The sequence below is a fragment of the Burkholderia lata genome, assembly GCF_902499335.1.
Classification (GTDB): domain Bacteria; phylum Pseudomonadota; class Gammaproteobacteria; order Burkholderiales; family Burkholderiaceae; genus Burkholderia; species Burkholderia lata_B.
This window is the reverse complement of the sequence record NZ_CABVQK010000017.1, coordinates 191,588-211,398: the sequence shown is the minus strand read 5'-3', so window position 1 is coordinate 211,398 and position 19,811 is coordinate 191,588. Positions and strand designations below refer to the sequence as shown.

Genomic DNA, 19,811 nt, shown 5'->3' with positions numbered 1-19,811 from the left:
GGCGCAACCGGGAACGCAAATGAAAAAGCCCGCACAAGGCGGGCTTCTTCATTTTCTGGCGGAGCGGACGGGACTCGCCTACATCCTGCAGGCCGCGGATGCGCGTGCACGCGCATCCCTTCGAGTCCCGCCGGAAGCCGCGCAGGCGGCTTCCTCCGCTCCGCAGAATCGTGCCCGCCAGCGGGCGCAACCGGGAACGCAAATGAAAAAGCCCGCACAAGGCGGGCTTCTTCATTTTCTGGCGGAGCGGACGGGACTCGAACCCGCGACCCCCGGCGTGACAGGCCGGTATTCTAACCAACTGAACTACCGCTCCAGCTTTCTTACTCTCACCTGCAGGACATCGTCACGCTCCTGCAAGCGTTGCGGCACTTCTACGAAACGCCGCTGAATCTGGCGTCCCCTAGGGGATTCGAACCCCTGTACTCACCGTGAAAGGGTGATGTCCTAGGCCTCTAGACGAAGGGGACAACGTACTGCTTACACCTTTAATGCAAAAGCCCGTTCAAAAAACGTTCTTTGAACGGGCTTCGTTCTGGCGGAGCGGACGGGGCTCGAACCCGCGACCCCCGGCGTGACAGGCCGGTATTCTAACCAACTGAACTACCGCTCCAGCTTTCTTACTCCCACCTGCAGGACATCGTCACGTTCCTGCATGTGTTGCGACACTTCCATGAAACGCCGCTGAATCTGGCGTCCCCTAGGGGATTCGAACCCCTGTACTCACCGTGAAAGGGTGATGTCCTAGGCCTCTAGACGAAGGGGACAACGTACTGCTTACATCTTTAATACAAAAGCCCGCTCAAAAACGTCTTGAACGGGCTTCGTTCTGGCGGAGCGGACGGGACTCGAACCCGCGACCCCCGGCGTGACAGGCCGGTATTCTAACCGACTGAACTACCGCTCCAGCTTTCTTACCCTCACCTGCAGGACGTCGGTTACGTTCCTGCAAGCTTTGCGACATTTCTACGAAACGCCGCTGAATCTGGCGTCCCCTAGGGGATTCGAACCCCTGTACTCACCGTGAAAGGGTGATGTCCTAGGCCTCTAGACGAAGGGGACAAAATCTTTTCAGATCTGTCTGACTTTCGCTATTCACTTTTCAATCAACAGCGAAGGCCGAAATTCTAACTGCTTTGAATCATTTTGTGAAGCATTTATTACTACCACTGCTGCTTCCAAAATCAACTCAGCTTGTTCTGATGGTGGAGGTAAGCGGGATCGAACCGCTGACCTCTTGCATGCCATGCAAGCGCTCTCCCAGCTGAGCTATACCCCCCTTGCAGAACAGAAATGAGATTATATGGAGCTACTTTGAACTTGTAAATACCCTTTTTGCGATTCGAGCGAAATTTTTTGCGAAGCTGCCGCGATGTCACGCTCGGGCAGCTTCACTCGCACCCGAACCTCAGGCCAGCACGGCCTCGATACGCGACACCACGACATCGCGACCGAACAACACGAGCACCGCATCGATCGACGGCGTGTGCGTCGTACCCGCCACCAGCAGACGCACCGGCATCGCGAGTTGCGGCATCTTCAGCTTGTGCGTGCCGAGCGTCGCCTTCAGCGCCGCGGACACGGCTTCCTTCGTCCAGTCGGCTGCCTTCAATGCAGCGACGAGATCGGCCAGCGCCGGGCGCACCGCATCGGTCACGTGCTGCGCAAGCGCATCGGCTTCCGGTGCCGGCACACGGTAGAACATCGTGGCGCCTTCCGCGATCTCCTTGACCGTCGTCGCGCGATCCTTCATCAGCCCGACCACCGCTTCGAGCGCGGGGCCCGTCGCGAGCGCCGCATCGTCGATGCCGAGTGCGGAAAGGAACGGCTTGGCCAGCTCGGCGAGGCGCGCGTTGCCGGCTTCCTTGATGTAATGCGCGTTCAGCCAGCTCAGCTTGCTGTGGTCGTACTGCGCGGGCGACTTGCCGAGGTGCTCGAGATCGAACCATTCGACGAACTGCTCGCGCGAGAAGATCTCGGCGTCGCCGTGCGACCAGCCGAGTCGCGCGAGATAGTTGACGACGGCTTCGGGCAGGAAGCCCGCGTCGCGGTACGCCATCACGCTCATCGCGCCATGCCGCTTGCTCATCTTCTCGCCCTGCTCGTTCAGCACGGTCGGCAGGTGCGCATAGACGGGCGCCTCGCCGCCGAGCGCATTCAGGATGTTGATCTGGCGCGGCGTGTTGTTCACGTGGTCGTCGCCACGGATCACGTGCGTGATGCCCATGTCCATGTCGTCCACCACCACGCAGAAGTTGTAGATCGGCGTGCCGTCCGGGCGCGCGATCACGAGGTCGTCGAGTTCCTCGTTCGAGATCTCGACACGCCCCTTTACGGCGTCTTCCCACACGACCGTGCCGGTCAGCGGATTGCGGAAGCGCAGCACCGGCTTCACGCCAGCCGGCGGCTCCGGCAGCACCTTGCCGGGCTCCGGACGCCACGTGCCGTCATAGCGCGGCTTCAGGCCGGCTTCGCGCTGGCGTTCGCGCAGTGCGTCGAGCTCCTCGGCCGACATGTAGCACGGGTACGCGAGGCCCTTCTCCAGCATCTGCGCGAGCACCTCGCGATAGCGGTCCATCCGCTGCATCTGGTAGATCGGGCCTTCGTCGAAATCCAGGCCGAGCCATTGCATCCCCTCGAGGATCGCGTCGACCGCTTCCTGCGACGAGCGCTCGACGTCGGTATCCTCGATGCGCAGCACGAACGTGCCCTTCATCTTGCGGGCGAACGCCCACGGATAGAGTGCGGAGCGGATGTTGCCAAGGTGGATGAAGCCGGTGGGACTCGGCGCGAAGCGGGTACGGACAGGACGGGTCATAAACGGTAACTCGAACGCCTGGGGCGCATGAATGATTCGACGCGGGATCGACGGCGGCAGCCCGGACAGCAACGGGGCCGGCGACGCCCGGAACGGGAAAGAAGCCGGAATTATACTCGCGCCGGACATCGCGCCAAGCGCGCCGCTTGCTTTATGATGTGCGCGCCGCGGCCGCCAGCCGGCGCGGCACCGGCCGCACGGAACCTGCCGCGCGGCCGCTCGGAACCTATCGCCGCCGCGGGCCGTGTAACCCGCCGCCAAGCCGCCGGAGAACCATTCGATGTCGTCCCCTCGCCTGTCGCGCCGCCACTTCACGATCGCTGCCGCGTCCGCCAGCCTCGCCGCCTGTACGTCGTTCGGCGACAAATCCCGCCCCGGCACGGCACTGCCGCAGGAAAAGCCCGTGAAGATCGGCATCGCGCTCGGCGGTGGCGCCGCGCGCGGCTTTTCGCATATCGGCGTCCTGAAAGCACTCGAGGCGCGCGGCATCCCGGTCGAAATCGTCGCGGGCACGAGCGCGGGCTCGGTGGTCGGCGCACTCTATGCATCGGGCATGAGCGCGCTGCAGATCAACAAGATCGCGCTCGACATGGATCAGGCGGCGATCAGCGACTGGGCGCTGCCGTTCCGCTCGCGCGGGCTGCTGCAGGGCGTGGCGCTGCAGAACTTCCTGAACAAGACGCTCAACAACCGGCCGATCGAGAAAATGGCGAAGCCGCTCGGCGTCGTCGCGACGGACCTGCAGAGCGGTCAGCCGATCCTGTTCCAGCAAGGCAACACGGGGCTCGCGGTGCGCGCATCGTGCAGCGTGCCGTCGGTGTTCGAGCCGGTGAAGATCGGCAACCGCGAGTATGTCGACGGCGGCCTCGTGAGCCCCGTGCCCGCATCCTACGCGCGCAAGATGGGTGCGAGCTTCGTGATCGCGGTCGACATCTCGGCCCGGCCGGACGGCGCCGCAACCAACAACCCGATCGAGATGCTGCTGCAGACCTTTACGATCATGGGCCAGACGATCAAGACCTACGAGCTCGACAAGTACGCGGACGTCGTGATCCGCCCGAACCTCGCGGCCATGGGCGGCAGCGACTTCAACCAGCGCAACGCGGCGATTCTCGCAGGCGAGGAAGCCGTCGCGCGCATCATGCCGGAGCTGCAGCGCAAGCTCGCGGCAGCGCGCGGCGCGGCTGTCGCGTAAGCACGCGATGCGCAGGCCGGCGCGCACCGCCGGCCGCCAACGGCGGAACGGCTTTCAGCTCGCCGTTTGCACCGCCCCAAAACAAAAAACCCTGCCGCCTTTCGGTGACAGGGTTTTTTTCGATCCGGCCGGGCTGGCCGTCGAACGTCAGTTGCTGCCGTTCGCCGAATCGTCGCCGATCGTCGCGCGCACGCGCTGACGCAGGTCTTCGGGCTTCATCGGGAACTCCGATTCAAGCCGGCGCGCGCCGGTGAAACGCTTTTCCCAGTAGCCGCTGTCGAGATCGTCGACGCGGATGGTGCTGCCCGTCGACGGCGAGTGCACGAACTTGTTGTCGCCGATGTAGATGCCGACGTGCGAGAACGTACGGCGCATCGTGTTGAAAAACACGAGGTCGCCCGGCTTGAGGTTGCTCATGCTCACCTTCTCGCCGACGCGGCTCATCTCTTCCGCACGGCGCGGCAGCGACATGCCGAGGGTGTCCTGGAACACGTAGCGCACGAAGCCGCTGCAGTCGAGGCCCGAATCCGGCGAGTTGCCGCCCCAGCGATAACGCACGCCGATCATGTTCAGCGCGCCGACGACCACGTCGCCTGCCTTGCCGGCCATGCCGGCGAGGAACGACTTCGCGCCGCCGCTCGACGGCTGCGTGCTGGTCTGCTGGAGGGAGGAATTCGACGCGTTCTGCGTCGAATTCGTGGCATTTTGGTTAAAACTGCTGACTTCGTCGGCGAACGCGCCGGGAGCTGCTGCAAACAGGGCGCCGATGAACAGCCCGGCGATGGTGCGCGCGCATGCCTGGGTCAGGGATCGATGCTGCATTGGTCGATGGAATTTGCTTAAAAATCAGCTGATTGGCGGAAAATTTCGGTCGATACTAGCCAGCGCGTAATCGTTTGTCAAAACAAATTAATAAATACAATCGAGATAGTCAGACCATTGGTGGCCTATCACGCTTTCCAGACCGCTTTCAACAGCTTTTGTGTGTAAGGATGTGACGGCTTGGTGAAGATGTCGGCCACCTCTCCCGACTCGACGACGGCCCCGTCCTGCATCACCGCGACGCGGTGCGCCATCGCCCCGATCACCTCCAGGTCATGGCTGATGAACACATAGCCGAGGTTGTATTTCTGTTGCAAATTCGCGAGCAGTTTCAGCACCTGCTGCTGGATCGACACGTCGAGCGCGGAGGTCGGCTCGTCGAGGATCAGGATGCGCGGCTCCAGCACCAGCGCGCGTGCGATCGCGATCCGCTGGCGCTGCCCGCCCGAGAATTCGTGCGGATAACGGTGCAGCACCGTGCGGTCGAGGCCGACTTCGCGCAGCACCGCGAGCGACTTCGCGCGGCGCCCATCGGGCGTCATGTCCGGGCGATGCAGTTCGAGCCCCTCGCCGACGATCCGCTCGATCGTGTGACGCGGTGAAAGCGAACTGAACGGATCCTGAAAGACGACCTGCATGTTCGAGCGCAGCGTGGTCTGCTCGCGGCCGCGATAGGTCGACAGCGCGCGCCCCTGGAATTCGATCGTGCCGCCGGCCGTCTTCTGCAGGCCGAGCAGCGCCATCGCGAGCGTCGATTTCCCCGACCCCGATTCGCCGACGATGCCGAGCGTCTCGCCCTGCCGCACCGACACCGACACGTCCGCGACGGCCGTCACGGGCACCGAGCCGAACCAGCCCGCGATGCCCGGCCGCTTGCGCGCGAACTGCACGCTCACGTGGTGCGCATCGAGCACGACCGGCGCGATCGGCATCACCGGCGCGACCGCGCGTTGCGGCCGGCTGTTCAGCAGCCGCTGCGTATACGGATGCTCGGGTTCCGCGAAGATCCGCTCGACGGGCCCGCTCTCGACGAGCCGGCCATGCTCCATCACCGCGACGCGATCCGCGAAGTGCCGCACGAGATTCAGGTCGTGCGTGATCAGCAGGATCGCCATCCCGCGCTTTTCCGCTTCCTCGCGCTGCAGTTCCAGCAGCAGATCGACGATCTGCGCGCGGATCGTCACGTCGAGCGCGGTGGTCGGCTCGTCGGCCAGCAGCAGGCGCGGCCGGCAGGCAAGCGCCATCGCGATCATCGCGCGCTGCCGCTGGCCGCCCGACAACTGGTGCGGATAACTGTCGACGCGCCTCTCCGGCTCCGCGATGCCCGTGCGCGCGAGCAGCGCGATCGCACGCTTGCGCGCCTCGACGGCCGATACGCCGTCGTGCAGCACGATCGTCTCGCCGATCTGCACGCCGATCGTATACAGCGGGTTGAGCGCGGTCATCGGCTCCTGGAAGATCATCGCGATGTCCGAGCCGCGCAGCCCGCGCATCTCGCGCTCGCTCCTGGCCGCCAGGTCCTGCCCCGCGAAGCGGATCGCGCCGCTTACGTCGGCGTCGCGCAGCAGCCGCAGGATCGACAGTGCGGTCACGCTCTTGCCCGACCCCGACTCGCCCACCAGCGCGACGCGCTCGCCGCGACCGATCGCGAGCGTCACGTCGTCCACCGCGACCGTGTCGCCGAAGCGCACATGCAGGTGCTCGAGCGCCAGCAGCGGTTCTTGCTGCGTCGATACGACCGCTTCGCTCATCGCTGGCCTCCCGCCGCGCGCACCGAATCGGCGATCCGCGTGTCGAGTGCGTTGCGCAGCGCGTCGCCCATGAAGGTCAGCAGCAGCAGCGTCGCGACCAGCACGCCGAAGGTCGACAGCGAGATCCACCAGGCGTCGAGGTTGCCCTTGCCCTGCGCGAGCAGCTCGCCGAGGCTCGGGGTCGGCGGCGGCACGCCGAGCCCGAGGAAGTCGAGGCTCGTGAGCGCGAGGATCGAGCCGCTCATCCGGAACGGCAGGAACGTGATCACCGGCGTGAGACTGTTCGGCAGCACATGGCGCCAGATGATCTGCCAGTTCGTGAGCCCCATCGCGCGCGCGGCGCGCACGTAGTCCTGCGTGCGGTTGCGCAGGAATTCCGCACGCACGTAGTCGGCGAGCCCGATCCAGCCGAACAGCGACAGCAGCACGATCAGCAGCAGGAAGCTCGGCTCGAAGATCGACGCGAAGATGATCAGCAGGTACAGCTCGGGCAGCGAGCTCCAGATCTCGATCAGCCGCTGCCCGACGATGTCGATGCGCCCGCCGAAGAAGCCCTGCACGGCGCCCGCGGCGATCCCGAGCAGCGTGCCGATCACGGTCAGGATCAGCCCGAACTCGACCGACACGCGGAACCCGTACACGAGCCGCGCGAGCAGGTCGCGCCCCTGCGCGTCGGTACCGAGCCAGTTCGCGCGTGACGGCGGCGCGGGGTTCGGCACATTCGAGAAGTAGTTCAGCGTGTCGTAGTAGTAGCGGTTCGGCGGGTAGACGACGAAGTTGCCCGGCGCCTCGAGCCGCTTGCGCACATACGGATCGAGATAGTCGGCCGGCGTCGGGAAATCGCCGCCGAAGGTCGTCTCCGGATACGCATGAAACAGCGGGAAATAGTACTGGCCGTCGTAACGCACGACGAGCGGCTTGTCGTTCGACCACAGCGGCGCCGCGACACTCGCGGCAAACGCGACGAAGAAGATCACGAAGCTCCAGTAGCCGAGGCGCTGCTGCCTGAAGCGTTGCCATACGCGGCGCGCGGGCGACGGCGACACGCGGGCGCGCGCCGCATCGATACGGGATGACACGACGGCCCGGTTCATCGCGCACCTCGCCCGGTGACGCCGGGCATGCAGACGGACGGTTTCATGTCAGCGCTCCAGGGTGTCGAATTGAATGCGCGGATCGACCCACACATAGCAGAGATCGGAGATCAGCTTGGTCGCGAGCCCGATCAGCGTGAACAGGTACAGCGTGCCGAGCACGACCGGATAGTCGCGCCGCACGACCGATTCGTACGACAGCAGCCCGAGGCCGTCGAGCGAGAACAGCGTCTCGATCAGCAGGCTGCCCGTGAAGAACGCGCCGATGAACGCGGCCGGGAAGCCGACGATCAGCGGCAGCATCGCGTTGCGGAACACGTGCTTCCACAACACGCTGCGCTCGGAGAGCCCCTTCGCGCGCGCGGTCAGCACGTATTGCCGGCGGATCTGGTCGAGGAACGCATTCTTCGTGAGCATCGTGATGACCGCGAAGCTGCCGACGACCGAGGCCGTGATCGGCAGCGCGATGTGCCACAGGTAATCGAGCACCTTGCCGACGAGCGACAGCTGCGCGAAGTTGTCCGACGTGAGCCCGCGCAGCGGGAACAGCTGCCAGAACGAGCCGCCGCCGAACAGCACGAGCAGCAGCACGCCGAGCACGAAGCCCGGAATCGCATAGCCGACGAGCACGACGAGGCTCGTGGCGACGTCGAACGGCGAACCGTTGCGCACCGCCTTCGCGATGCCGAGCGGCACCGATATGAGGTACGTGAGGAAGAACGTCCACAGCCCGATGCTGATCGACACGGGCAGTTTCTGCACGACCAGCGACCACACGCTCTGGTGGCGGAAGTAGCTGTCGCCGAGATCGAAGCGCGCGAAGCGCTTGAGCATCAGCCAGTAGCGTTCGAGCGGCGGTTTGTCGAAACCGTACAGCGCCTTGAGCTGCGCGAGCTGCTGCGCGTCGACGCCGGTGTGCGCACGCATCCCGAACGGCACCGCGCCCTGCTCCGTCGCGCCCTTGCGCAATTCCTGCACGGCCTGTTCGACGGGGCCGCCCGGCACGAACTGGATCACCGCGAACGTGAGGGTCAGCACGCCGATGAGCGTCGGAATCATCAGCAGCAGGCGTTTGAGGATGTAGCTCCACATGGGCGTCGACTCGCGATCGGTAAGCGGGGTTGGACGTTAGGGCGGCGTGGCTCAGTGATCGGGCTTCGCCCACCAGGTCGACACGACCCAGCCCTCGGCCGAATAGTACAGCGGCAGCGTCTGCGGATAGGCAAGCGTGCGCTTGTACGCGACCCGGTGCGTCGTGCTGTACCACTGCGGGACCGCGTAGTAGCCGTGCATCAGCACGCGATCGAGCGCGTGGGTCGCGTCGAGCAGGTCGTCGCGCGTCTGGGCGGTGCCGAGCGCGTGCAGCAGCGCGTCGACGGCCGGCGACTTCAGCCCGATGAAGTTGTCGGAGCCCGGCTCGTCGGCGAATTTACTGCCGTAACGCGAGAACTGCTCGGCGCCCGGCACCTGCACGCCCGGCAAGCGGATCGTCGTCATGTCGTAGTCGAACGCGTCGAGACGCTTTTGCAGCAGCGCGTAATCAGCCGTTCGAAAGCGTGCGTCGATACCGAGCTTAGCCAGATTGCGCTGATACGCAGTCACGATCCCTTCCATCGCCGCGCCTGAATCGTCGAGGATCTCGAACGTGAACGGCTCGCCCTTCGCGTTGCGCAACGCGCCGTCGCGATAGGTCCAGCCGGCCTGCGCGAGCAGCGTGCGTGCCTTCAGCAGGTTCGCGCGGAGCGAGCCCGGCGGGTTCGTGTTCGGCTGCGTGACCATCGGGCCGAACACGGCCGGGTCAAGCTGCGCGCGCAGCGGCTCCAGCAGCTTCAGCTCGCCGGGGCCGGGCGTGCCGGTCGCCTGCAGGTCGGTGTCGGCGAAGTAGCTGTCCAGACGCGTGTAGGCGCTGTAGAAGAGCTGACGGTTCAGCCATTCGAAGTCGAAGGCGAGATCGAGCGCCTGACGCACGCGCACGTCGCGAAACAGCGGCCGGCGCAGGTTCATGAAGAAGCCCTGCATGCCCGCGCCGTTGTGCTGGCGGAATTCGCGCTTGACGAGCTCGCCGCTATCGAAACGCTTGCCGACGTCGCGCCGCGTCCAGTTGCGCGCGATGTATTCGACGAGCACGTCGTATTCGCCGGCCTTGAACGCCTCGAGCCGCGCGACACCGTCGCCATACAGCTTGTAGACGATCCGCTCGAAGTTGTTGGTACCGATCCGCACCGGCAGGTCGGCGCCCCAGTACGCCGGGTTGCGCCGGTACGTGATATTACGGCCGTTGTCGTAGCGCTCGATCAGGTACGGGCCGCTGCCGATCGGCTGCTCGAACGCGAGTTGGTCGAACGGGATACGCGAGCCGTCCGCGCGCAATCCCCACTTACGCGAAAACACCAGCATGCCGCCGGCGATCAGCGGCAGTTCGCGGTTCGCGCTGCGGAACTCGAAGCGCACGGTGGACGGATCGACGACCACGGCCTTCGCAATCTCCGCGAAATACGCGCCGAACTGCGGCGCGGCCTGCTTGCTCTTCAGTGTGTCGAACGAGAACTTGACGTCGTCGGCGGTGACGCGGTCGCCGTTCGAGAAGCGCGCGCGCGGATTCAGGTGGAACGTGACCGAACGGCGATCCGGTGCGATGTCGATGTCGTCGGCGAGCAGCCCGTACGCAGACGCCGGCTCGTCCGAGCTGCCGGTCGCGAGGCTCTCGAACAGCATGTCGATGCCAGGCGCAGAATTACCGCGCATCGTAAACGGGTTGAACTTGTCGAACGAGGTCAGCCGGTTCGGGTTCGCGAGCACGAGCGTGCCGCCCTTCGGCGCGTCGGGGTTGACGTAGTCGAAATGCTTGAAGCCCGGCGGATATTTCGGCTCGCCGTACTGCGCAATGGCGTAGGCCGCGTGCGCAGCGGTCGCGGCCAGCACCGCCTGCAGCCCGAACACCGCGGCCGTGCGGCCGGCAGCCCGTACCGCACGGCGGACACGCGCGGCGGCGGCCCGGGGCGAACCCTTCGTCATAGAGGCCCTGTCGGTCGAATGAGGGTAGTAACGAGGGACGATTCTACCCATTCAAGCCTGCGAGCCAAAAGAAAACCGCCACGCGGGCGGTTTCTTCACGAGCCGATGCGGGCGCGCACCAGGCGGGCGCGCCCTGCCGATCAGCGCCAGCCGTTGTGGCGGCCGTTGTCCCAGTGGCCACGATCGCCACGATCGCCGCCCCAGCCGCGGCCGTGATGGCGGTACCACTCGTCACGGCCCCAGTAGCGACGGCCGTCCCAGTAGCGGTCGCCATGCCAGCCGATCACGACGACCGGCGCCGGGGCGTAGACAGGTGCCGGCGCGTAGACCGGCGCGGGCTGATAGACGACCGGCGGCGGAGGCGGCGGCGCATACACGGGTGCAGGCGCGACGTAGACCGGCGCCGGAACGCCGAGATTGATCCCGACATTGACACCCGCCATTGCTGCGCCCGACACGAGCAAGGCCGTCATACCGGTCAAGAGCGAGGCAACACGCAAGGTCTTCATGGATTCCTCTTCTGGTTGTTTCATGTGTGATTCGACTATAACGGCAAGCGCCGTCTCCGCATATTTCCACTTTGTAAGAACTGATGCGCGGCATCGCAACGGGAAGCCTGCGCTAACGTCTTGTAACAATCGACGCCCGCCCCGCCCGTCCTGCCCCTTTCCTAAAACATCTTTCATCCTGCCCCGCGCCCCGCGTTAAGCGGCGCCACGCACACTGCGCGAGCCGAACCGGGCTTCCGCCGCGCTTCGGCAATTCGCTGACAGGCCGGCGCCCCGCGCCGGCGGAGACCTCGCCGATGCTGAAACTCGTCCGACTCGCGCTCGCGCGCCCTTACACGTTCATCGTCCTCGCGCTGCTGATCCTGATCGCGGGGCCGCTCGCGGCACTGCGCACGCCGACCGACATCTTCCCCGACATCCGGATTCCGGTCATCAGCGTCGTGTGGAACTACGCGGGCCTACAGCCGGCCGACATGGCCGGGCGCATCGTCACCTACTACGAGCGCACGCTCGGCACGACGGTCAACGACGTTGCGCACATCGAGTCGCAGTCGTTCCGCAGCTTCGGGATCGTCAAGATCTTCTTCCAGCCGAGCGTCGACATCCGCACCGCGACCGCGCAGGTCACGTCGATCTCGCAGACCGTGCTCAAGCAGATGCCGCCGGGCACCACGCCGCCGCAGATCCTCAACTACAACGCATCGACGGTGCCCGTGCTGCAGCTGGCGCTGACCAGCGACACGCTGAACGAACAGCAGCTCGGCGACTACGCGACCAACGTGATCCGGCCTCAGCTGCTGTCCGTCGCGGGTGTCGCGATTCCGTCGCCGTACGGCGGCAAGGTGCGCCAGGTGCAGATCGATCTCGATCCGCAGGCGCTGCAGGCCAAGGGGCTGTCCGCGCAGGACGTCGCGACCGCGCTCGCGCAGCAGAACCAGATCATCCCGGCCGGCACGCAGAAGATCGGCGGCTTCGAATACAACATCCGGCTCAACGACAGCCCGCTGACCATCGACCAGATCAATGCGCTGCCGATCCGGAGCGTGAACGGCGCGGTGATCTTCATGCGCGACGTCGCGCACGTACGCGACGGCTATCCGCCGCAGGGCAACATCGTGCGCGTCGACGGCCGTCGCGCGGTACTGATGAGCGTGCTGAAAAGCGGGTCGGCGTCGACGCTCGACATCATCTCGGGCGTCAAGGCGCAGTTGCCGCGCATCGAAGCGACACTGCCGCCATCGCTCAGGCTCGTCGTGATGGGCGACCAGTCCGTGTTCGTCAAGGGCGCCGTGAGCGGCGTGGCGCGCGAAGGCCTGATCGCCGCCGCGCTCACGTCCGCGATGATCCTGCTGTTCCTCGGCAGCTGGCGCTCGACGCTGATCATCGCCGCATCCATTCCGCTCGCGGTGCTGGCCGCGATCGCCGCGCTCGCGGCCGCGGGCGAGACGCTCAACGTGATGACGCTCGGCGGACTCGCGCTCGCGGTCGGCATTCTCGTCGACGATGCCACCGTCACGATCGAAAACGTGAACTGGCACCTCGAACAGGGCAAGGACGTGCGCGATGCGATCCTCGACGGCGCGTCGCAGATCGTCGCGCCGGCCTTCGTGTCGCTGCTGTGCATCTGCATCGTGTTCGTGCCGATGCTGCTGCTCGATGGCGTGGCCCGCTTCCTGTTCGTGCCGATGGCCGAAGCCGTGATCTTCGCGATGATCGCGTCGTTCGTGCTGTCGCGCACGTTCGTGCCGATGATGGCCCGCTACCTGTTGAAACCGCATGCCGCGCATGCGGCAGCCGCACTCGCGCCGCACGGCGCGCCGTTCCCGCCGCCACGTGCGCGCAATCCGCTCGTCGCGTTCCAGCAGGGGTTCGAGCGCCGCTTCGCGGCACTGCGCGCCGGCTACCGCGTCGTGCTCGGCCTCGCCCTCGCCCATCGCGCGCGCTTCGTCGCGCTGTTCCTCGCCGCGGTCGCGGTGTCGTTCGTGCTGGTGCCGTGGCTCGGCCGCAATTTCTTCCCGTCGGTCGACGCGGGCGAAATCGCGATCCATGTACGCGCACCGATCGGCACGCGCATCGAGGAAACGGCCGCGCTGTTCGACCACGTCGAGCAGACGGTGCGCGGCGTCGTGCCGCCGCACGCAGTCGCGAGCATCGTCGACAACATGGGACTGCCGAACAGCGGGATCAACCTCACCTACAGCAACAGCGGCACGATCGGCCCGCAGGACGGCGACATCCTCGTGTCGCTCACGGGCGACCACGCGCCGACGGCCGACTACGTCAAACGGTTGCGTACGGTGCTGCCGCGCGCGTTTCCCGGCGTGACGTTCTCGTTCCTGCCCGCCGACATCGTGAGCCAGATCCTCAACTTCGGCGCGCCCGCTCCGATCGACGTGCAGGTGACAGGCCCCGACCGCGCCGCCAACCGCGCCTATGCCACCGAGCTGTTGCGGCGCATCCGCAGCGTGCCGGGGGTTGCCGACGCGCGCGTGCAGCAGGCGTCGACCTATCCGCAGTTCACGGTATCGGTCGACCGTACGCGTGCCGCGCAACTCGGCATCACCGAGCAGGACGTCACCAATGCGGTGGTCGCAAGCCTGTCCGGCACGAGCCAGGTGTCGCCGACCTACTGGCTCGATCCGCACAACGGCGTGTCGTATCCGATCGTCGCGCAGACGCCCCAGTACCGGATGACGTCGCTGTCGGACCTGCGCGCGCTGCCCGTCACGGGCCGTACGGGCGCCGCGCAACTGCTCGGCGGTCTCGCGACGATCGTGCGTGGGCAAACCGACGCTGTTGTGTCGCACTACGACATCGCACCGCTGTACGACATCTTCGCGACGACGCAGGACCGCGATCTCGGCGCAGTCAGCGCCGACATCGAACGCGTGCTGCGCGCGAGCGCGGCCGGCTTGCCCAAAGGATCGCGCGTGATCGTGCGCGGCCAGGTGCAGACGATGAACAGCGCATTCGGCGGGCTGCTCGCGGGCCTCGCCGGCGCGGTCCTGCTGATCTACCTGCTGATCGTCGTCAACTTCCATTCATGGCGCGACGCATTCGTGATCGTGAGCGGCCTGCCCGCGGCGCTCGCCGGCATCGTCTGGATGCTGTTCGTCACACGCACGCCGCTGTCGGTGCCGGCGTTGACGGGCGCGATCCTGTGCATGGGGGTCGCGACCGCGAACAGCATCCTCGTCGTGACCTTCGCGCGCGAACGGCTCGCGCATACCGCCGACGCGGCCGTCGCCGCGCTCGAGGCCGGCTTCACGCGCTTCCGGCCCGTGATGATGACCGCGCTCGCGATGATCATCGGCATGGCGCCGATGGCGCTTGGTCTCGGCGATGGCGGGGAGCAGAACGCACCGCTCGGCCGCGCGGTCATCGGCGGCCTGCTGTGCGCAACCGTCGCGACGCTGGTGTTCGTGCCCGTCGTGTTCAGCCTCGTCCACCGGCGCGATCGCGCGCCCCGTTCCGAATCCCTGCCCCTCACTCCGGGAGAACAGCATGTCCACTGACTTCGACGTCCGCCCCCCTGGCACGCCGCGCTATCTGAAACCGCTCGCGATCGCGGGCGCCATCGCCGCGCTCGTCGTCGCGGCGGCCGGCCTCGTCGCACGCATGCACGATGCACACGCGGTCGCCGCGTGGACCGTGCAACAGGCAATTCCGACCGTGGCGACGGTTGCGCCGCAGCCGGCCGCAGCCGACGCGCTGATGCTGCCCGGCCGGCTCGACGCGTACGTCGACGCGCCGATCTACGCGCGCGTGCCCGGCTACCTGCACGCGTGGTACGCCGACATCGGCGCGCACGTGAAGGCCGGACAGTTGCTCGCGTCGATCGACACGCCCGATCTCGACCAGCAGTTGCAGCAGGCACGCGCCGATCTTCAGAGCGCGACCGCGAACGAACGGCTTGCGGCCGTCACGGCTGCCCGCTGGGCCGAGATGCTCGCGCAGGATTCCGTCTCGCAGCAGGAAGCCGACGAAAAACGCAGCGACCTCGACGCGAAACGCGCGGCCGTCGCGGCGAGCACCGCCAACCTACGGCGGCTCGAAGCGCTCGAATCGTTCAAGCGGCTCACCGCGCCGTTCGACGGCATCGTGACGGCCCGCAAGACCGATGTCGGCGCACTGATCGACGCGGGCAGCGGCAACGGCGCCGAACTCTTCACCGTCTCGGACGCTCGGCGGCTGCGGCTGTACGTCCACGTCCCGCAAGACGACGCGGCCGCGATCCGTTCAGGCATGCGCGTCGCGCTGACCGTGCCCGAGCGCCCCGGCATGACGTTCGATGCCACGCTCGCGGATTCCGCCCAATCGATCGATCCGGCTTCCGGCACGCTGCTCGCGCAATTCTCGATCGCGAACCCGGCCGGCACGCTGTTCCCGGGCGAATACGCGCAGGTGCGGATCGCGATGCCCGACACCGCGCATGCGCTGTCGATTCCGGCTAGCACGCTGATCTTCCGCCACGACGGGTTGCAAGTCGCCGTGCTCGATGGAACCGGGCATGCACGGCTGCGCAACGTATCGATCGCGACCGATCTCGGCACGCGCGTCGAGATCGCGTCGGGGCTCACGGCTGGCGACCGCGTGATCGACAATCCGCCCGATTCGCTCGCGGACGGCGACCCCGTGCGTATCGCCGGCACCGCGACGACGGAGCGTGCGCATGGCTGACCGTCTGCTCGCTGTGTGGCTGGGCAGCGTCGCGCTGCTCGCCGGCTGCTCGCTCGCGCCGACCTATCGCGCACCGGCCGCTCCCGTACCGGCCGCGTTTCGCGAAACGGGCGCGTGGGTCGATGCCGCACCGGCCGACCGCCTGCCGCGTGACGGCTGGTGGCGCGCGTACGGCGACGCAACACTCGACCGGCTCGAACCGCTCGTCGCGCGCGCGAATCCCGACCTGGCCGCCGCCGTCGCAAGGCACGACGAAGCCGCCGCGCTGTTCGACGAGGCGCATGCGGCATTGCTGCCGACCGTGGGCATCGGTGCCGAGACCGACCGCGACCGTCAGTCCGCTCGCCGGCCGCTGCGCGGCAGCGGCCAGCCCGATACCTATGAGTCGAACACGCTCGAAGCGGGATTCGGCTACGACGTCGATCTGTGGGGCAAGGTCCGCAACGCGGTCGCGGCCGGCCGCGACGACGCGCAGGCGGCCGACGACGATCTCGCGTCAGTCCGGCTCAGCCTGCAGGCCGGCGTCGCCAGCACCTACTTCGACCTCGCGGGACTCGATCGTGAAGCGGACGCGCTCGCGCAAACGATCGACACGTACCGTCGTGCATGGCAACTGACGGTCAGTCGCCATCGCGGCGGCCTCGCATCGGGGCTCGACGTTTCGCGTGCGCAAACGCAACTCGCGCTGGCACAAGCGCGTGCGTCCGACATCGCCGCTCGCCGCGCGCTCGACGAGCATGCAATCGCGGCACTCGTCGGCGCATCCGCGTCCACGTTCTCGCTGCCGCTCGTTGCCGCGCTGCCGGGCGTGCCGTCGATTCCGACCGGGCTCGCGTCGACGCTGCTCGAACGCCGGCCCGACGTCGCCGCCGCCGAACGCCGCGTCGCGGCCGCAAACGCGCGGATCGGCGTCGCACGCGCTGCCTACTTTCCCGACCTGTCGCTCGGCCTCGACGCCGGGTTCCAGAGCGATACGTTTTCGCCGTGGCTCGCCGCGCCCAACGAGATCTGGTCGATCGGACCGCGTCTCGCGATGACGCTGTTCGACGGGGGCCGGCGTGCCGCCGGCGTACGCAATGCGCGTGCGCAGTTCAACGAACAGGGCGCGCGCTACCGCGCGGTCGTGGTGCAGGCGTTCCGCGAAGTCGAGGACGATCTTGCGCAGTTGCACCGCCTCGGCGACGAATCGGATCAGGACGACGTGGCGCTCGTCGCGGCGCGGCATTCGCTCGCGTTGGCAATGTCGCGCTATCGCGACGGGGCGGTCAGCTATCTCGACGTGGTCACCGCGCAGACGACCGAACTCGATACGCAGATCGCGTCGCTCGACGTCGACGCCCGACGCCTGCAGGCATCCGTCGGGCTCGTGCGCGCGCTCGGCGGCGGCTGGCACGACGCGCGTTCATGAACGTTTCTTCATCGGCGCGCCCGGTGCCCGCACGGGCGCACCCGATAACGTCGATCCTGCCGGCATCGCCATCGCGGCACCGGCCACTGTCACTTGAAAAGGATCACGCCATGAAGACATTGATGTTCGCCACCCTGCTCTCCGCCCTGTGTGTCGCGCTGCCCGGCCGGGCCAGCGCAACGCAGCCCGACACCGCAACTGCGCCGCAGACGTTCGCCGCGACCGCGCCCGCACCGTTGTCGTCGCAACCGACATGGAACGCACGGCCTGCAACGCCGCTGACACGCGCTCAGGTGTATCGCCAACTCGTCCGTGCCGAACGCGACGGCCAGCTCGCGCAGCTCAACCGCGAACTCTATTCGCACTGACCGCACGCAATCGAACATGCCGCGCGACGCGCGGCATGCGTGCCATCTGCCAAGCACGGCGCGAACCGCACCGTCATCCGCCCGCGTCGAACCTGAACCCGAATCGCGCGACCGTTTCGATGCGCGCGGAAAACGCGTGTGCGGCCAGCTTGCGCCGCAACCGCACGACCAGCGCGTTGACGGTCTCGGGTTCGACGTCGGCATCGCCCCATGCATAACGCAGCACGGCATCGCGCCCGACCGGTCGCCCCGCTTCGCGCAGTAGGCATTCGACGAGACGGAATTCCCGTGTGCTGAGCGCCAGCCTCCGGCCATGCTCCTCGAGTGCGCGCGTGGCCGCGTCGAGCCGGACCGGCTCGCGCATCGCGATGACGCCCGTACGGCGCCACAGCGCGCGCAGCCGCTCGTGCAGTTCCACGAACGAACAGGGATGGGCCAGACACACATCGCAGCCGGCTTGCAGCATCTGCGCGCGCTGCGCGGGTGCCGCGCCGGCAACGATCGCGGCAATCGTCGCGCCTCCGGCCGATGCGGCGAGTCGCGGCAATGCCTCGAGAATCGCCGGGCCGGCGGCCGTATCGGGTGCAACGATCACGATCGCATCGAACCGGTCCTGGGTCGCCACGAAGCAGCCGTCGCGCCATCCGTCGACGCGCTCGACGCCATGCGTGCTCTCGCGAAATGCCTTGTCGAGCCGCGCCGCCTCCGGGTTCGGCGGGGAAATCAGCAGGATGCGCATCGACCGTTTCCTGACGCCGTCATGCGAGCGAGCGCGGCCAGCACTCGACCGTGATCGCCGCACCGGCCAGTGGCGCATCGCCGATTCGCAGCGCGAAGCCGTGCACGTGCATCACCGCCGAGACGATGCTCAGTCCCAGCCCCGAGCCGCTCACATGGCGCGTGCGCTCGCCACGATAGAAGCGCTCGAGCACCGCGTCGCGCTCACCTGGCGGGATGCCGGGCCCGGTGTCTTCGATTCGCACGAGCGGCCCGCTCGGCGTTGCGTGGAGGGCGACGCGCACGCGGCCGCCCGGCGGCGTGAACTTGATCGCGTTGTCCGCGAGATTGCTGAACGCCTCGAACAGCAGCGCACGATCGCCATGAATGCGGTCGACCGGTGTCGCCGCGAGCTCGAACGACACGTCGACGGCCTCGGCCAGCGGTTCGTAGAGCTCGCATACGTCGCGCAGCAAGGCCGTGACGTCGACCGCGGCAAAGCCGCCGCGCCGGCTCAGCGTGCCGATCTCGGAGATGCGCAGCATCGCCCGAAAGCGCTCGAGCAACCGGTCGGTCTCGTCGCGCGCCGTCGCGAGCAGTGCCGACGACGCGGGATCGTCCGCGCAAAACGGCTGCTCCGCGAGCCGGGCCAGCATCGTGTGCACGCGTGCGAGCGGCGTGCGCAGATCGTGCGCGATGCCATCGCAGGTATGACGCACCTCGCCCATCAGCCGCTCGACTTCGTCGAGCATGTGGTTCACGAGATGCGCGAGCAGGTCGAGTTCGTCGTAGCGTCCAACCGGCAGCCGCTTGCCGAGATCGCCCTCGGCGATCTGCCGCGTGACGCGCCGGATCGCGGCGACGCGGCGCATCTGCCGCATGCCGAGCATGCTGCCGCCCGCGATGCCCGCGATTAGGATCATCACGCCGCCGATCACGAGCCCGCGGATCGCGACGTCGCGGATCTGGATGAAATGCGACAGGTCGCGTGCGACGACCAGCGTCATCCCGTTGTCGCGGCGTACGGCCATCGCGCGCGTGATCGGTGCGGGCTGGCCATCGAGCGGCGCAAGCGTGCGGTTCAGCGTACGTCCGTTGCGATCCGTACGCAGTGCGGGCGGCGTCGCAATGTCCCCGGCCACGCGGCGCCCGTTCGCGTCGAACAGCCCGTAGAAACTGGTATGCATGTGCTCGTGCTCGAGCCGCCGGTGGATCGCGAGCGGCAGCTCGGCATCGGGAATCGAATCGAAATAGATCAGTTGCCACGCGAGCACCTCGTCGGTGTCGCGCGTCATCGTGTGCGTCGCGGCCACGCTGATCACGCCCGCGAGCACGAGCAGCGAAACCGAGAAGATCGCCGCATACGCGCACAGCCAGCGAAACGTCGTCGTGTGCCAGCGGCGCGTGAAGTTCGCCGCGCGAGCCGCATCCATC

The 19,811-nt window shown here is 67.0% G+C and carries 14 protein-coding genes and 7 tRNA genes; 5 read left to right on the top strand and 16 right to left on the bottom strand.

Annotated elements, in window-relative coordinates:
- Positions 1-239: 239 nt before the first annotated feature.
- The 8 genes from BCO18175_RS33995 to gltX all read right to left on the bottom strand — a co-directional run bounded on the left by BCO18175_RS33995 (position 240) and on the right by gltX (position 2,818).
- Positions 240-316 (bottom strand) — tRNA-Asp (locus tag BCO18175_RS33995).
- Between the two features lie 78 nt (positions 317-394).
- A tRNA-Glu gene (locus tag BCO18175_RS33990) sits at positions 395-470 on the bottom strand.
- A gap of 66 nt (positions 471-536) precedes the next feature.
- Positions 537-613, bottom strand: a tRNA-Asp gene (locus tag BCO18175_RS33985).
- 78 nt (positions 614-691) lie between these two features.
- Positions 692-767, bottom strand: a tRNA-Glu gene (locus BCO18175_RS33980).
- 63 nt (positions 768-830) lie between these two features.
- Positions 831-907: transfer RNA gene (locus BCO18175_RS33975), tRNA-Asp, on the bottom strand.
- 79 nt (positions 908-986) lie between these two features.
- Positions 987-1,062: transfer RNA gene (locus tag BCO18175_RS33970), tRNA-Glu, on the bottom strand.
- Positions 1,063-1,203: 141 nt separating this feature from the next.
- A tRNA-Ala gene (locus BCO18175_RS33965) sits at positions 1,204-1,279 on the bottom strand.
- A 129-nt stretch (positions 1,280-1,408) separates the two neighbouring features.
- The gene (gene gltX, locus BCO18175_RS33960; RefSeq protein WP_174987401.1) at positions 1,409-2,818 is read right to left on the bottom strand and encodes a glutamate--tRNA ligase; all 1,410 of its coding nucleotides are present in this window, start codon (positions 2,816-2,818) and stop codon (positions 1,409-1,411) included.
- A 280-nt stretch (positions 2,819-3,098) separates the two neighbouring features.
- On the opposite strand from gltX, the gene BCO18175_RS33955 reads away from it, so the two are divergent.
- On the top strand, positions 3,099-4,013 hold the full coding sequence (locus tag BCO18175_RS33955; protein ID WP_174987399.1) for a patatin-like phospholipase family protein: 915 nt from the start codon (positions 3,099-3,101) through the stop codon (positions 4,011-4,013).
- A gap of 147 nt (positions 4,014-4,160) precedes the next feature.
- Here the strand turns inward: BCO18175_RS33955 and BCO18175_RS33950 are convergent, their stop codons facing one another.
- The 6 genes from BCO18175_RS33950 to BCO18175_RS33925 form a co-directional block, all read right to left on the bottom strand.
- Positions 4,161-4,835 (bottom strand): C40 family peptidase, encoded by a 675-nt coding sequence (locus BCO18175_RS33950; protein WP_174987397.1) that lies wholly within the window; start codon positions 4,833-4,835, stop codon positions 4,161-4,163.
- Between the two features lie 128 nt (positions 4,836-4,963).
- Positions 4,964-6,586: an ABC transporter ATP-binding protein gene (locus tag BCO18175_RS33945; protein WP_174987395.1), complete on the bottom strand. Its 1,623-nt coding sequence runs from the start codon at positions 6,584-6,586 to the stop codon at positions 4,964-4,966.
- A complete protein-coding gene (locus BCO18175_RS33940) occupies positions 6,583-7,680 on the bottom strand; it encodes an ABC transporter permease (RefSeq protein ID WP_011352500.1) in 1,098 nt (365 codons plus the stop codon). The genes BCO18175_RS33945 and BCO18175_RS33940 overlap by 4 nt, the downstream gene beginning before the upstream one ends.
- A 48-nt stretch (positions 7,681-7,728) precedes the next feature.
- Positions 7,729-8,772 (bottom strand): microcin C ABC transporter permease YejB, encoded by a 1,044-nt coding sequence (locus BCO18175_RS33935; protein WP_174941930.1) that lies wholly within the window; start codon positions 8,770-8,772, stop codon positions 7,729-7,731.
- Positions 8,773-8,823: 51 nt separating this feature from the next.
- Positions 8,824-10,695 (bottom strand): extracellular solute-binding protein, encoded by a 1,872-nt coding sequence (locus BCO18175_RS33930; protein WP_174987393.1) that lies wholly within the window; start codon positions 10,693-10,695, stop codon positions 8,824-8,826.
- A 140-nt stretch (positions 10,696-10,835) separates the two neighbouring features.
- A complete protein-coding gene (locus tag BCO18175_RS33925) occupies positions 10,836-11,204 on the bottom strand; it encodes a hypothetical protein (protein ID WP_174918711.1) in 369 nt (122 codons plus the stop codon).
- A 296-nt stretch (positions 11,205-11,500) separates the two neighbouring features.
- Here BCO18175_RS33925 and BCO18175_RS33920 point away from each other — a divergent pair, with 296 nt between their 5' ends.
- The 4 genes from BCO18175_RS33920 (at position 11,501) to BCO18175_RS33905 (ending at position 17,660) form a co-directional block, all read left to right on the top strand.
- Positions 11,501-14,719 carry an efflux RND transporter permease subunit gene (locus BCO18175_RS33920; protein ID WP_174987391.1) on the top strand — a complete coding sequence of 1,073 codons (3,219 nt, stop codon included), beginning with the start codon at positions 11,501-11,503 and terminating at the stop codon, positions 14,717-14,719.
- A complete protein-coding gene (locus tag BCO18175_RS33915; protein ID WP_174987389.1) occupies positions 14,709-15,884 on the top strand; it encodes an efflux RND transporter periplasmic adaptor subunit in 1,176 nt (391 codons plus the stop codon). Before BCO18175_RS33920 ends, BCO18175_RS33915 begins: the two co-directional genes overlap by 11 nt.
- Entirely contained in the window at positions 15,877-17,292 is a 1,416-nt protein-coding gene (locus BCO18175_RS33910) for an efflux transporter outer membrane subunit (protein ID WP_174987387.1), read from the top strand. The genes BCO18175_RS33915 and BCO18175_RS33910 overlap by 8 nt, the downstream gene beginning before the upstream one ends.
- 110 nt (positions 17,293-17,402) lie before the next feature.
- Positions 17,403-17,660 carry a DUF4148 domain-containing protein gene (locus BCO18175_RS33905; protein ID WP_174987385.1) on the top strand — a complete coding sequence of 86 codons (258 nt, stop codon included), beginning with the start codon at positions 17,403-17,405 and terminating at the stop codon, positions 17,658-17,660.
- A gap of 73 nt (positions 17,661-17,733) precedes the next feature.
- Here the strand turns inward: BCO18175_RS33905 and BCO18175_RS33900 are convergent, their stop codons facing one another.
- Together BCO18175_RS33900 and BCO18175_RS33895 are read right to left on the bottom strand one after the other, a co-directional pair.
- Positions 17,734-18,399, bottom strand: a complete 666-nt coding sequence (locus BCO18175_RS33900) for a response regulator transcription factor (protein ID WP_174987383.1) — start codon at positions 18,397-18,399, stop codon at positions 17,734-17,736.
- A gap of 19 nt (positions 18,400-18,418) precedes the next feature.
- On the bottom strand, positions 18,419-19,810 hold the full coding sequence (locus BCO18175_RS33895) for a sensor histidine kinase (RefSeq protein ID WP_174987381.1): 1,392 nt from the start codon (positions 19,808-19,810) through the stop codon (positions 18,419-18,421).
- Between the last annotated feature and the right edge of the window lies 1 nt (position 19,811).

Bases quoted from the DNA above. Each gene is read 5' to 3' on its own strand.
- BCO18175_RS33930 (WP_174987393.1), bottom strand. From the start codon at position 10,695: ATGACGAAGGGTTCGCCCCGGGCCGCCGCCGCGCGTGTCCGCCGTGCG.
- BCO18175_RS33925 (WP_174918711.1), bottom strand. From the start codon at position 11,204: ATGAAGACCTTGCGTGTTGCCTCGCTCTTGACCGGTATGACGGCCTTG.
- gltX (WP_174987401.1), bottom strand. From the start codon at position 2,818: ATGACCCGTCCTGTCCGTACCCGCTTCGCGCCGAGTCCCACCGGCTTC.
- BCO18175_RS33915 (WP_174987389.1), top strand. From the start codon at position 14,709: ATGTCCACTGACTTCGACGTCCGCCCCCCTGGCACGCCGCGCTATCTG.
- BCO18175_RS33910 (WP_174987387.1), top strand. From the start codon at position 15,877: ATGGCTGACCGTCTGCTCGCTGTGTGGCTGGGCAGCGTCGCGCTGCTC.
- BCO18175_RS33900 (WP_174987383.1), bottom strand. From the start codon at position 18,399: ATGCGCATCCTGCTGATTTCCCCGCCGAACCCGGAGGCGGCGCGGCTC.
- BCO18175_RS33940 (WP_011352500.1), bottom strand. From the start codon at position 7,680: ATGAACCGGGCCGTCGTGTCATCCCGTATCGATGCGGCGCGCGCCCGC.
- BCO18175_RS33920 (WP_174987391.1), top strand. From the start codon at position 11,501: ATGCTGAAACTCGTCCGACTCGCGCTCGCGCGCCCTTACACGTTCATC.
- BCO18175_RS33955 (WP_174987399.1), top strand. From the start codon at position 3,099: ATGTCGTCCCCTCGCCTGTCGCGCCGCCACTTCACGATCGCTGCCGCG.
- BCO18175_RS33905 (WP_174987385.1), top strand. From the start codon at position 17,403: ATGAAGACATTGATGTTCGCCACCCTGCTCTCCGCCCTGTGTGTCGCG.
- BCO18175_RS33935 (WP_174941930.1), bottom strand. From the start codon at position 8,772: ATGTGGAGCTACATCCTCAAACGCCTGCTGCTGATGATTCCGACGCTC.
- BCO18175_RS33950 (WP_174987397.1), bottom strand. From the start codon at position 4,835: ATGCAGCATCGATCCCTGACCCAGGCATGCGCGCGCACCATCGCCGGG.
- BCO18175_RS33895 (WP_174987381.1), bottom strand. From the start codon at position 19,810: ATGGATGCGGCTCGCGCGGCGAACTTCACGCGCCGCTGGCACACGACG.
- BCO18175_RS33945 (WP_174987395.1), bottom strand. From the start codon at position 6,586: ATGAGCGAAGCGGTCGTATCGACGCAGCAAGAACCGCTGCTGGCGCTC.